The sequence below is a fragment of the Hafnia sp. CBA7124 genome (assembly GCF_002355555.1).
GTDB classification, from domain to species: domain Bacteria; phylum Pseudomonadota; class Gammaproteobacteria; order Enterobacterales; family Enterobacteriaceae; genus Hafnia; species Hafnia alvei.
Genome location: NZ_AP017469.1, coordinates 2,928,328 through 2,941,522 on the forward strand (window position 1 = coordinate 2,928,328; position 13,195 = coordinate 2,941,522).

The following is a 13,195-nucleotide window of genomic DNA, read 5'->3' on the forward strand; positions in this document are numbered from 1 at the left end:
CCCTAAACCCCCTCCCGACCTCCCTCTTCGCAGCGGAGGAGCAAACCTGCCTTCTATCAAGCAGATTGGGGTGGGGCTAAAATTACCAGCGCGATTTCAGCAGGTTCGGCTGAATACCCTTAATGGCATTCAAGTTGCCGTAATCTTTCGCGGCAATACCTGCTTCAAACTCTTCGCGGAAATATTTAATGGCGCTTTGCAGTGGCTCAACCGCACCTGGCGCATGCGCGCAGAACGTTTTACCTGGGCCTAAATGACGGCACAGCTGTTCTAGCGTTTCAATGTCGCCCGGTTGACCTTCACCACGCTCAAGGGCACGCAGGATTTTTACGCTCCACGGCAAACCATCACGGCATGGAGTACACCAGCCACAGGATTCGCGAGCGAAGAATTCTTCTAGGTTGCGTACCAATGGCACCATGCCAATTTCGTTATCCACGGCCATTGCCAGCGCGGTACCTAAACGGCTACCCGCTTTACCGATGCTGGCGAAGTCCATCGGCAGATCCAGATGATCGCCGGTCAGGAAGTCAGTCCCTGCCCCACCTGGCTGCCAAGCTTTGAGCGTTAAACCATCGCGCATGCCACCGGCGTAATCTTCCAGAATTTCACGGGCGGTGGTGCCAAACGGCAGCTCCCACAGTCCTGGATTCTTAACGCGGCCAGAGAAGCCCATGAGTTTAGTACCCGCATCTTCACTCTTACCGGCAGACAGACCTTTGTACCAGTCCACGCCGTGCTCGATGATCGCTGGCACGTTACACAGGGTTTCAACGTTGTTAACGCACGTTGGTTTACCCCATACCCCAGAGCTGGCTGGGAATGGTGGTTTTGAACGAGGGTTTGCACGACGACCTTCTAGCGAGTTAATCAATGCGGTTTCTTCACCGCAGATATAACGACCCGCACCGGTGTGCACAAACAGTTCGAAGTCAAAACCGCTGCCGAGGATATTTTTACCCAGCAGGCCAGCCGCTTTGGCTTCTTCAATCGCTTTACGCAGGTTTACCGCTGCTTCAACATATTCGCCGCGCAGGAAGATATAACCACGGTAGGATTTCAACGCGAATGCCGCGATCAGCATGCCTTCCACCAGCAGGTGCGGCATCTGTTCCATCAGCAGACGGTCTTTATAAGTGCCTGGCTCCATTTCATCAGCGTTACACAGCAGGTAACGGATGTTCATGGACTCATCTTTTGGCATCAGGCTCCACTTCAAACCGGTGGAGAAGCCTGCACCGCCGCGCCCTTTCAGGCCAGCGTCTTTAACCAGATTAACGACTTCATCCTGAGCCATGCCTTTAAGCGCTTTTTCAGCGCCCTGATAGCCACTTTTACTGCGATACTCATCCAGCCATACTGGCTGGCGGTCATCGCGTAAACGCCACGTCAGCGGATGGCTTTCCGCTGAACGTGTTGGAACTAAAGCTGAAGGAATTGTCATTTATACTGCTCCAACAATTCGACGACGTTCTCCGGCGTCAGGTGAGCATGAGTATCTTCATCGATCATCATATTCGGCCCCTTGTCGCAGTTACCCAGACAACAGGTTGGCAGCAGCGTAAAGCGTCCATCAAACGTGGTTTGACCCGGTTTGATGTTCAGCTTGCGCTCCAGCGCGGCCTGAATACCTTGATACCCATTGATATGGCACACCACGCTATCGCAGTAGCGAATAATGTGGCGACCAACCGGCTGACGGAAGATCTGGCTGTAAAATGTGGCCACGCCTTCCACGTCTGCGGCCGGAATATCCAGCACTTCGGCAATGGCATAAATCGCACCATCGGGAACCCAACCGTGTTCTTTCTGCACAATTTTCAGTGCTTCAATCGACGCGGCGCGCGGATCTTCATAGTGATGTTTTTCATGCTCAATGGCCTCACGGGCGCTATCGCTGAGCACGAAAACCTCTTCTTTTGCTAAAGATTGATCTGACATGATTAGCGGTCCACATCTGACATAACGAAATCAATACTGCCGAGGTATACGATCAGGTCGGATACCAGGCTGCCACGAATTACCGCTGGGATCTGTTGCAGGTGCGCATAGCTCGGAGTACGAATACGCGTACGGTAGCTCATGGTGCTGCCGTCACTGGTCAGATAGTAGCTGTTGATCCCTTTAGTCGCTTCGACCATCTGGAACGATTCATTTGCAGGCATAACCGGGCCCCACGACACTTGCAGGAAGTGGGTGATCAGAGTTTCGATATGCTGCAACGTACGCTCTTTTGGCGGCGGCGTGGTCAGTGGATGGTCGGCTTTAAACGGACCTTCCGGCATGTTTTTGTAGCACTGCTCAAGAATACGTAGACTCTGACGAAGCTCTTCCACTTTCAGCATCACACGGTCATAGCAGTCACCGTTGTGGCCGACAGGCACTTCAAAATCAAAGTTTTCGTAGCCTGAATATGGACGCCATTTACGCACGTCAAACTCAACACCCGTCGCACGCAAGCCTGCGCCCGTTACGCCCCAATCCAATGCTTCTTTGGAATTGTAAGCAGCAACGCCGACAGAACGCCCTTTCAGGATGGTGTTTTTCAACGCGGCTTTCACGTATGAATCTAGGCGTTTTGGCATCCAGTCGAGGAAGTCACGCAGCAAGCGCTCCCATCCACGCGGCAGATCGTGTGCCACACCGCCGATACGGAACCATGCTGGGTGCATACGGAAACCGGTAATCGCTTCAACCACGTCATACACTTTCTGACGGTCGGTGAAGGCGAAGAACACCGGCGTCATTGCGCCAACGTCTTGAATAAAGGTCGAGATATACAGCAGATGGCTGTTGATACGGAACAGCTCAGAGAGCATAACGCGGATCACTTTCACGCGTTCTGGCACTTCGATGCCCGCCAGTTTTTCAACCGCAAGCACGTAAGGCATTTCATTCACGCACCCGCCGAGGTATTCAATACGGTCGGTATACGGAATATAGCTGTGCCATGACTGACGTTCGCCCATCTTCTCTGCGCCGCGGTGGTGATAACCCACGTCTGGCACACAGTCGACAATCTCTTCACCGTCCAACTGCAGCACGATACGGAACGCACCGTGAGAAGATGGGTGGTTAGGCCCCAAGTTCAGGAACATGAAGTCTTCGTTTTCAGTACTGCGCTTCATTCCCCAATCTTCAGGTTTGAAGGTCAACGACTCCATTTCCAGATCTTGTTTCTGTTTGGTCAGTTCAAACGGATCAAATTCCGTTGCACGCGCTGGATAATCTTTACGCAGCGGATGACCTTCCCAAGATTGCGGCATCATAATGCGCGTCAAATGAGGATGGCCATCAAAGGTCATACCGAACATTTCCCACGTTTCACGCTCATACCAGTTAGCGTTAGGGAAAATCTTAGTCACGGTCGGCAGGTGCATGTCTTTTTCAGACAATGCCACCTTGAGCATGATGTCACGATTTCGTTCAATAGAGATGATGTGGTAGAAGACCGAGAAATCTGCTTCTGGCAGGCCCTGACGATGAGTACGCAGGCGCTCGTCCATACCATGTAAGTCAAACAGCATGACATACGGTTTAGGCAGTTTTTTCAGGAAGGTCATCACTTCCAGTAATTGCTCACGCTTCACCCAAACAACAGGCATTCCAGTGCGGGTGGGCTGAACGGTAAAGGCATCGGGCCCAAAACGGTTGCGCAATTCACCGATCACCGGATCATCGAGATGATCGCGGGTTTGCCAAGCAGGCAAATTCAGATCTTGCGTCGTCGAATCTGTCATAATTTTTATCACCACGCTTTTACTTTACTTGCCGGGAAACCAGCAAACTAACGGGCTAAATCATTCGCTACTCAAAACTGCAATCCATCTTCTGACGCTCACATCTTCAGTAGACTGCACAAGGCGCAAATTAAATTTCGTCTGGTGAACGCAGATTGGTTACTGCAATGCGTTCAGCACGCTTACGTTCTTTTTCTGATGGCATGTTGGCGCGGTAAACACCTTGATCGCCAACAACCCACGACAATGGGCGGCGCTCTTTACCGATAGATTCCTGTAACAGCATCAATGCCTGCATATAGGCTTCTGGACGCGGCGGACATCCCGGGATATACACATCAACCGGAATAAATTTGTCCACGCCCTGCACCACAGAATAGATGTCGTACATGCCGCCGGAGTTCGCACAGGAACCCATTGAGATCACCCATTTTGGCTCCAGCATTTGGTCATAAAGACGCTGGATGACCGGTGCCATTTTGGTGAAGCAGGTGCCTGCAACCACCATAAAGTCAGCCTGACGCGGTGAAGCACGCAGTACTTCCGCCCCAAAACGCGCAACGTCATGCACCGCAGTGAATGACGTCACCATCTCCACATAGCAACAAGAAAGGCCGAAGTTATACGGCCAAAGCGAGTTTTTACGCCCCCAGTTCACCATGTCATGCAGGGCATTTTCGAGTTTGCCCATGTAAACACTGCGGTGAACATGTTGTTCCAGAGGATCGGATACGATCTCCTGTTTTTGCAGGGGGTAACGGTCGTTCTCACCGTCCGGATCGATGCGGGTGAGCGTATAATCCATCTTTATGCCTCAATTCTTTCTCTATAAATGGTGACTAATAGGCCAGGCTTACTGCGGGCGGCTATCGGTATTCGTAACGGTACTTTCGTGTTCTACACGGCGCTTGGAACGTGCCGGCGTCCAATCAAGCGCGCCAATACGCACCAAATAGAACAGGCCTGCTAACAGCACCAAAATGAAAATTGCCGCTTCGATAAAGCCAATCCATCCACTCTCCCGGATGGAGACAGACCATGCATATAGATACAAGGCTTCCACATCAAAGATGACGAAGAACATGGCGACCAGATAAAACTTAGCAGATAGACGCAAACGCGCCGAACCTACTGAGTCGATACCGGATTCATAAGGCGTATTTTTCGAGCGCGCACGAGCTCTCCCACCGAGTGCATATGCTCCAAGAAGCATAACCCCACATAGCCCGAGTGCGATGATGATAAATACGGCGAATGCCCAGTGATGAGCGATTACTTCAGTGGCTGTTGACATACTCTTATGCTTACTCATCAAACGTGGTACGTCTCTCTGCATTGAAGAAATGCAGGTGCACCACAACGACTAAGGGAAGGAAAAGGACCACAAGAAAACACCTGTTTTTAGTGATTAAACAGAGTTTTACTGTGGGCTTTTTACTCCTTTCTATAACCTTTTGTCAACTTTGACAAAGGTAACAACACATTAATTTACAACACCACATTTTACTTAACATTTGATGCGTCTGCACGACGTATTAGCATCCTTCATAAGGTTTGCAAGTTGCATCAGTAACGTGTCGATTATGTAAACAAAAGTGAATGTTTGGTAGCCACTATACCATTTTCTTAGGTATTACCCGTTCATCATCGTGGGTATCTCGGGCATTTTTATGACGCGGATCACATTAACAATGATAAGCAGACAAATGAATATTCATTCAGGAAGGGATGGCCGGAAGATTGCTTAACAAAAATTGTGCGTATTTTGCACAGACCTCATTTAGTGAGAATGGTTTTCATTTAACTAATTGATGGCAAAGCGGAATCGGTTCAGTCATACGGAATAGGTTTTGTCAGCAGAGAGATGTTAAATTTATTTTTCAAAAGGGGAATAGTCACACACCGGCATTTTTATGCACTTCTACCGGTGTGTGAAATTAAGCTCAGATGAGCGGAGAGATTTCAAATTCAAGCCACATCTTCTGGTCCGCTTGAAAAAGAGCCTTCCTGTACTGTTTGTACTGTTACGCCTGGTCCCCCCTCAATATAAGGATCGGAACCTGCTTTTAATGAACTAAACAAAATCGTCGCTAACTCATTAGTACAGTTTGGTGCTAAGCAAAGCGCATATTCCGTTTCAGGTAGCTTAGGCAAACGCTCAGACAAACCAAGAACGCGTAGTTCTGGGCTCATCATCTCAATAGGACGTGCGGTTACGCCTAAGCCCGCTTTCACTGCGGCGCGTACCGCTGAAAGCGTGGAAGCCACATAGGCGATACGCCATGGGATTCCCGCCTCATTGAGATGCTTAATGGCAAGCGCACGGAAAGGACTTGGTTCATCCAGCACCACCAATGGTACGGGTTCGCTGGGCTGAAAGTCATAATCCGTTGCGCAGAACCATACGGTCGGAGAGCGTCTTAAAGTTTCATAAGAGAACTCATCAAACCCCATCGTAGTAACGGCAAGATCAATTTCTCTGTCTTTTAGTAATTGCCTCATGTCTGGACTGCGCTTAACCCTAACGTCGATTTCCAGCTTGGGATACAGGCTGGTAAAGCGACTTAGAAGAAATGGCAGGATGCTATCGGCAGTATCATCAGTGGCGCCGATAATCAGTGAACCCTGTAGATGGTTGTAAATCAATGAACTACAGGCTTCATCGTTGAAGCGCAAAATTTTACGCGCATAACCTAATAGCTGGACTCCGTGTTCAGTCAGTTGTTTGTTACGCCCATGGCGAGCAAAAAGCTCTTTACCCACCAGTTGCTCCAAACGTTGCATTTGCTGGCTCACCGCCGATTGTGTTCTTTGCACCACAATGGCAGCAGCAGCAAAAGTCTTCACATCGGCAACAGCTACAAAAGTTCGTAGCAAATCTAAATCTAAGTTAATCGTAGGACGATGTGTGTTTATCATATCTATTTCTCATTATTAGTCAGCGACTATAAACCCTGGTATTTAAAACGTATTACTACTCAGATAAACGTCATCCTCCCCTCATTACTGTTAGCTGCAACTGAAAATACTTAATTCAAATTTTCCGCAAGTTTAATTATGGCTTAAAAACAAATTTAAAGCATAAAATACGCGAAAAGATTTACATTGTTGAGGATCCCTTATTAATTAGGTCAGATAGTTAACTATCAATCAACTAAAAGATTGTTTTACAATGGCTTTATAATGACAGTAGTTTTATTCTTCTTGTGGTTATCTACCGTGACTAATAAATAAATTAATAAATCTAATGTAAATAAAATAACAGAGACCGGTTTCATTAAGCTTAGCTGTTGTTTCCTCGAGAGTGTTTTTTGTTTTTTAATGCAAAAATCAGAATACTCAAAGAAAACATAATTAATAGCCCTGTGATAAACCACCGTAGACCTCCCGTAAGCATCCCGCCCACATAAGAGTAAACTAGGGTTGCAGGTAGCTGCCCTATTCCGGTGGCCATTAGGAATACACTTACTTTAATTGAGGTTAAACCTGCTGCATAGCTAATAATGTCAAACGAGATGAAAGGTAACAGCCGACATATCAAGATGGTGTGCTTGCCGTAACGTTCAAAAAAACGATCGCTGCTGTTCAAAGCCTTTTCTGAGACGAATTTCTCGATAGTGTCTCGGCCCAACCATCGCGCCAACACAAAGCACAGCCACGCCGCGACCATTGAACTGCACCATGACAACAAAGCACCTTGCCACCAGCCAAACAGAGCAGCGTTCGCAAACGTGATCAAAAAGGCCGGTAGCGGCGCGGCAACTGCCTGAAAAATCATCAACAAAAATGAGACAGCCATTGCCCAAGGCCCGAAGCTGCGCAAATATTCCATCATCACATTCACGTCCAATGATGAAAAAAGTCCCCATAACGTTTTCAGCTGGTGGCGTACAGGCTCAAACCACATCATCGCGCCCCCTATCAGACACAATAAAATGACGATATTCCTCTGACGGCGCTTAAACATGACGACTTCATTTCCTCATTAGTTAAACTATTAATAGAACAGCGAATTTATATTATCACCTACGTAATAATGTAAAACATTGTGCGTTCGCACAAAGAACGCGACAAAATATTCAGCCAAAATAGGTCTCTCACCTTTTCTTCGCTAGGAAACTTAATGAAATTCTCTTTCCAGTTAGCCACTTCTGCGCTTTTGCTCGGCTGGCTACAGGTGGCAAACGCTGCTGCCATCCCCATGACCCAAACCACGCTGGCCGATGTCCAATCTCAAAAAGGTGCGGTTATTGATACTCGCCCTAGCGCATTCTATAACGGTTGGCCACAGGTCGTTGACGGTGCCTCCGGCCATGAGCCTCAGGCAGTCAATCTCTCGGCTGGCTGGTTAAGCGAAATGAACGATCAGCAGTTGCAGCAATGGGCAACTCAACACCAAATCACGTCTGACCGCAAAGTGGCCCTTTACGGGACGGCAGCACAAACGTCTGCGGTGCAAGAACGTTTAGCTAAACTCGGCTATGCCAATATCACATTACTTAGCGATGCATTAGCGCAGCCTAAGCGCTTGCAGCGTATGCCGCACTTTGAACAATTAGTGTATCCAAAGTGGATTTACGATCTCCAGCAGGGTAAAGCCGTTGCCGCCAAACCGGCTGGTGAATGGAAAGTGATTGAGGCTGCATGGGGTGCACCTAAAAAATACCTCATCAGCCATATTCCCAATGCAGGCTACATCGATACCAATGACGTCGAAAGTGAACCGCTATGGAACAAAGTCTCTGATGACAAACTGAAAGCCCTAATGGCTAAACAGGGCATCAAGCACGATACCACCGTGATCCTATACGGTCGCGACGTTTACGCTGCGGCCCGTGTAGCTCAAATTCTGCTCTATGCGGGAGTCAAAGACGTTCGCTTACTGGACGGCGGTTGGCAGACTTGGTCAGCGGCGGGATTACCGGTTGAGCGCGGACTGCCGAAAGAGGCAAAACCAGCGCCAGATTTCGGTGCAGCTATTCCTGGACAGCCTCAGATCATGCTGAATGAAGAACAGGCGCGTGGATTATTACATCGTAAAGATGCTTCTTTAGTCAGCATTCGTTCATGGCCTGAATTTACCGGCGAAACCAGCGGTTACAGCTACATCAAGCCAAAAGGTGAAATTGCTGGCGCGCGTTGGGGACATGCTGGCAGCGATTCCACGCATATGGAAGATTTCCATAACCCAGATGGCACCATGCGCTCAGCCGATGATATTGCTGCAATGTGGAAAGAGTGGCATATCACGCCGGATCAACACGTCTCTTTCTATTGCGGCACCGGCTGGAGAGCGTCAGAAACCTTCATGTATGCCCGCGCGATGGGCTGGCCTTCCGTTAGCGTTTACGATGGCGGTTGGTATGAATGGAGCGCAAATCCGAAGAACCCAGTGGTTACCGGAGAACGTGGGCCGGATAGTAGCTGGAAGTAAGTCGTAAAATGTTTCCCCATCCCTTATGCCGGGGATGGGGCTACCAGAATGAAACCTAAATCTTCTCCACTCTCTTCAACGTGTTATATCCCCCCCAAACGCGAGTCAGCGTCGTAAACCAGCACAGGCCACCAAATAGCCATGCAATCAGCGGAAAATAAGCGGGGAACAGACAAAAAAGAATAAACACCAATATGGTTTCCGCTCCCTCGGTGAGCCCACCAAGGTAATAGAATGACTTATGCGGGTAATCCAGATTTTCTAACCGATACTTATCTGCCACTGCCGCAAAAGCCAAAAAGCTGCTGCCGGTGCCGATAAAGGCGAATAGTAGCCAAGCCCCCGCAACCGCATTCAGCTCGGGAGAAGCCAGCACAAAACCGAACGGAACCAATGCGTAGAACAAAAAATCTAACGCAATATCTAAAAAACCACCGGCGTCTGAAAGTCCTCTTCGACGCGCCAAAGCGCCATCCAATCCATCACATAGCCGGTTGATGACGATGACAATTAAAGCGGCGTAGTACCACTGCATAGCCAGAAAAGGCAGAGCCAAGACACCAACCACAAATCCGCCCAGACTTATTCGATCCGGCGTGATCGCAGGACGATCAAGATGCGCAACCATCTGATTAAGCAGTGGCTTAACCCGAGGATGTAAATAACGGTCAAACACGTGGTGCTCCCTTACGTTTTACCGCGGTTTCAGGCACACAAAGCCCCTGTGAAGGAATGTCCAGCGCAGCATTAAAGCGCGCTGATAAATTCTGAAACGCAATCAGCGCCGTAAGCTCGGTGATCGCTTTTTCATTGAAATGAGATTTCAGCTCTGTTTTCAGACTATCGTCAATGCGCGGCGGCGTCGCCGTCATTCCATCGGCGTACGCTAACGCGGCTCGTTCCTGCTCGTCAAAACAATCCGCGGCCTGCCAGTTCTGAACAGACATTACTTTATCTAGCGAACCACTGCGCTCGGCTAATCTCAAACTATTCGCATCAATACAAAAAGCGCAATCACACTGCTGGGATACGCGCGTCATCACCAAAGCCCGTACCGTAGGCGTTATCCCCGAGCCTCTTCTTTCCAAAAATCCAACGAAAAAAGCCACCAGCCAGAACAGAAAAGGAAATCGCCCCCACCAACGCGTAGGGTTCAAAATTTGCCCATAATGTTTCTCTTGTGCTCGAACGATAGGCGTTAAGACCGTAGGGATTTTTTTCAGCGGTGAGATCCACGGCTGGTTATCGTTATTTTTCACCCAACATCTCCTGTTATGTGGCGTTATTTTTACAACCCCAATGAATTTTCATGGAGTTTTTAACTGCATTTTCATTATTGTTAAGTTTTAAACGCTAACAAACAAGCCATTATTACGCGTTATCGGTTATGGCTAACGGATAAGCTAACGTTTTGCACCAAAAACCGCCTGAACCCTTCAAAACCCCTGCCGCGGGGAGTACATTATTTTACATCGCAGTGTTCTACTCGTATGGACACGCATTTCCACGCGCAATGCCGAATTTTATTCTGGCTACGTATTATTAAGGCTGCTGTTTTATGTCCCCTATTGAAAAATCCCGCAAGCTCGATCACGTTTGCTATGACATTCGTGGGCCAGTGTTGAAAGAAGCAAAACGACTCGAAGAAGAAGGCAATAAAGTCCTGAAATTAAACATCGGCAATCCGGCACCGTTCGGTTTTGAAGCGCCCGATGAGATTCTGGTGGACGTCATTCGCAATCTACCAACGGCGCAGGGCTACTGTGATTCCAAGGGGCTATATTCCGCGCGTAAAGCGATCATGCAGCACTATCAAGCGCGTGATATCCATGATGTTACCGTTGAAGATATCTATATTGGTAACGGCGTTTCAGAACTGATCGTGCAGTCGATGCAAGCACTGCTCAACAGCGATGACGAAATGCTAGTACCCGCCCCAGATTACCCATTATGGACCGCAGCCGTTTCGTTGTCAGGCGGCAATGCCGTGCACTACCGTTGTGACGAAGAGGCCGACTGGTTCCCCGATCTGGACGACATTCGCAGCAAAATTACCCCGCGCACGCGTGGTATCGTTATTATCAACCCGAATAACCCAACCGGTGCGGTCTACAGCAAAGAGTTGCTGGAAGAGATCGTCACTATCGCGCGTGAAAACAACCTGATCATCTTCGCCGATGAGATTTACGACAAGATCTTATACGACGACGCAGAACATATTTCTATCGCCTCATTAGCACCTGACTTGCTGGTTGTCACCTTTAATGGTTTATCCAAAACCTACCGCGTAGCGGGATTCCGTCAGGGTTGGATGGTTCTGAGCGGGCCGAAAAAGCACGCCAAAGGCTACATTGAAGGTCTGGAAATGCTGGCATCGATGCGTTTGTGCGCTAACGTTCCAATGCAACATGCGATTCAAACCGCTATCGGCGGCTACCAGAGTATCAATGAGTTTATCCAACCGGGCGGTCGTTTGTATGAACAGCGTAACCGTGCTTGGGAACTGATTAACGAAATCCCAGGGGTATCCTGCGTGAAACCACGCGGCGCTCTTTATATGTTCCCAAAAATTGACGCTAAGCGCTTCAACGTTCACGACGATCAGAAGATGGTTCTCGACCTGTTGCTGCAAGAGAAAGTGTTATTAGTTCAGGGTACCGCGTTTAACTGGCCTGAGCCGGATCACTTCCGAATCGTCACGCTACCTCGCGTGGATGACCTAGATATGGCGATCCACAAGCTGGGCCGTTTCTTCTCTGGCTACCATCAGAAATATTGATTTTTTCGCATCACCCAACGGCACCTTTTGGTGCCGTTTCTTATTTGCATCCTCCCCCATCACCGCCCACAATAGACTTCGTCTTTCCACTACCTGTTTTATTGAGAGAGCGTTATGAGCCAGAATCAAAGTCACTTTTTTGCCCACCTGTCCCGTTTAAAACTGATTAGCCGCTGGCCGCTAATGCGCAACGTTCGCACCGAGAACGTCTCTGAACATAGTTTGCAGGTCGCGTTTGTCGCTCATGCCCTCGCCATCATTAAAAACCGCAAGTTCAATGGCAATGTGAACCCTGAACGCGTCGCGCTACTGGCGATGTACCACGACGCCAGCGAAGTGCTGACGGGCGATATGCCTACGCCTATCAAATACTACAACCCGCAAATTGCGCACGAGTACAAAAAAATTGAGAAAGTCGCGCAGCAAAAGCTGATCGAAATGCTGCCACCAGAGTTACAAAACGATTTCCGCCCGCTGCTGGATGAGCACTACTACACCGAAGATGAAAAGTTAGTCGTCAAACAGGCTGATGCGCTGTGCGCCTATCTCAAATGTTTGGAAGAACTGTCAGCCGGAAATAATGAATTTAAGCTGGCCAAAGCACGCCTCGAGAAAACATTGGATATGCGCTCAAGCCCTGAGATGGAATACTTTATGGAAGTCTTTATTCCGAGTTTTAGCCTGTCGCTGGATGAGATTAGTCAGGATGAGGTGATGTAGGGTTTCGTTCGCCAAGTGCCTATGCGGCCTTGGTGTAAGATTTCGAGCGCCAAGTGTTTATGCGGCCGTGGTGTAAAGTTTCGTCCGCCAGAATTTACTAAATCGGTGTAAGGTTTCGTTCGCCTGCTCGCAGTTGTGTTTCCATGCAATATCCGAGGTAGGCGACCGATGAGGGGCGCCAGCGCGCGCCCCTTCAATCCTCGCGCTTTTATCCGAGACGCCATCTCCGCACCGGGTCGGCATGCGCCATCCTTGGCGCCTCCTCCCCTCGTGAAAACATCCTGTTTTCACTGCTCTAAATACCAATACTTAAACTAAAAAACAGATAAAGTTTTTGTCTTTTGTCTTTTGTCTTTTGTCTTTTGTCTTTTGTCTTTTGTCTTTTGGGTTTGAGCTTATCCGGCACGTTACCGGACAGCCGAGTGAATCATGCAGGTTAGGATTCGCCTACAGGGATGTAGGCGAAAGAACGGAGGAGCCAGGATGGCGATTGCCGTTCGTTCCGTTAAGACCGGAATGATG

The 13,195-nt window shown here is 48.8% G+C and carries 12 protein-coding genes; 3 read left to right on the forward strand and 9 right to left on the reverse strand.

Features of this window, described 5'->3' with window-relative positions; all coding sequences use genetic code 11:
- Positions 1-82: 82 nt before the first annotated feature.
- The 7 genes from nuoF to CPY98_RS13565 all read right to left on the reverse strand — a co-directional run bounded on the left by nuoF (position 83) and on the right by CPY98_RS13565 (position 7,707).
- A complete protein-coding gene (gene nuoF / locus CPY98_RS13535; RefSeq protein ID WP_025797895.1) occupies positions 83-1,444 on the reverse strand; it encodes an NADH-quinone oxidoreductase subunit NuoF in 1,362 nt (453 codons plus the stop codon).
- Positions 1,441-1,941: an NADH-quinone oxidoreductase subunit NuoE gene (gene nuoE, locus CPY98_RS13540; protein WP_004092610.1), complete on the reverse strand. Its 501-nt coding sequence runs from the start codon at positions 1,939-1,941 to the stop codon at positions 1,441-1,443. The genes nuoF and nuoE overlap by 4 nt, the downstream gene beginning before the upstream one ends.
- A gap of 2 nt (positions 1,942-1,943) precedes the next feature.
- On the reverse strand, positions 1,944-3,752 hold the full coding sequence (gene nuoC, locus CPY98_RS13545; protein WP_369828322.1) for an NADH-quinone oxidoreductase subunit C/D: 1,809 nt from the start codon (positions 3,750-3,752) through the stop codon (positions 1,944-1,946).
- 118 nt (positions 3,753-3,870) lie between these two features.
- The gene (locus tag CPY98_RS13550; protein WP_025797891.1) at positions 3,871-4,545 is read right to left on the reverse strand and encodes an NADH-quinone oxidoreductase subunit B family protein; all 675 of its coding nucleotides are present in this window, start codon (positions 4,543-4,545) and stop codon (positions 3,871-3,873) included.
- A gap of 48 nt (positions 4,546-4,593) precedes the next feature.
- On the reverse strand, positions 4,594-5,034 hold the full coding sequence (locus tag CPY98_RS13555) for an NADH-quinone oxidoreductase subunit A (protein ID WP_025797890.1): 441 nt from the start codon (positions 5,032-5,034) through the stop codon (positions 4,594-4,596).
- Positions 5,035-5,708: 674 nt separating this feature from the next.
- Positions 5,709-6,659, reverse strand: coding sequence for a LysR family transcriptional regulator (locus tag CPY98_RS13560; protein WP_038502366.1), 951 nt, complete (start codon positions 6,657-6,659; stop codon positions 5,709-5,711).
- A gap of 364 nt (positions 6,660-7,023) precedes the next feature.
- Positions 7,024-7,707, reverse strand: a complete 684-nt coding sequence (locus CPY98_RS13565) for a TVP38/TMEM64 family protein (RefSeq protein WP_096388083.1) — start codon at positions 7,705-7,707, stop codon at positions 7,024-7,026.
- Between the two features lie 156 nt (positions 7,708-7,863).
- Between CPY98_RS13565 and CPY98_RS13570 the strand changes: the two genes are divergently transcribed.
- Positions 7,864-9,174: a rhodanese-like domain-containing protein gene (locus tag CPY98_RS13570; protein ID WP_096388085.1), complete on the forward strand. Its 1,311-nt coding sequence runs from the start codon at positions 7,864-7,866 to the stop codon at positions 9,172-9,174.
- Positions 9,175-9,229: 55 nt separating this feature from the next.
- Here CPY98_RS13570 and CPY98_RS13575 read toward each other — a convergent pair whose 3' ends face one another.
- Together CPY98_RS13575 and CPY98_RS13580 are read right to left on the reverse strand one after the other, a co-directional pair.
- Positions 9,230-9,850: a CDP-alcohol phosphatidyltransferase family protein gene (locus CPY98_RS13575; protein ID WP_096388087.1), complete on the reverse strand. Its 621-nt coding sequence runs from the start codon at positions 9,848-9,850 to the stop codon at positions 9,230-9,232.
- Positions 9,843-10,433, reverse strand: coding sequence for a carboxymuconolactone decarboxylase family protein (locus CPY98_RS13580; protein WP_025797884.1), 591 nt, complete (start codon positions 10,431-10,433; stop codon positions 9,843-9,845). Before CPY98_RS13580 ends, CPY98_RS13575 begins: the two co-directional genes overlap by 8 nt.
- 299 nt (positions 10,434-10,732) lie before the next feature.
- Between CPY98_RS13580 and CPY98_RS13585 the strand changes: the two genes are divergently transcribed.
- Together CPY98_RS13585 and yfbR are read left to right on the forward strand one after the other, a co-directional pair.
- Entirely contained in the window at positions 10,733-11,953 is a 1,221-nt protein-coding gene (locus CPY98_RS13585; protein ID WP_025797882.1) for a pyridoxal phosphate-dependent aminotransferase, read from the forward strand.
- 114 nt (positions 11,954-12,067) lie between these two features.
- Positions 12,068-12,673 (forward strand): 5'-deoxynucleotidase, encoded by a 606-nt coding sequence (gene yfbR, locus CPY98_RS13590; protein ID WP_040046426.1) that lies wholly within the window; start codon positions 12,068-12,070, stop codon positions 12,671-12,673.
- Positions 12,674-13,195 lie beyond the last annotated feature (522 nt).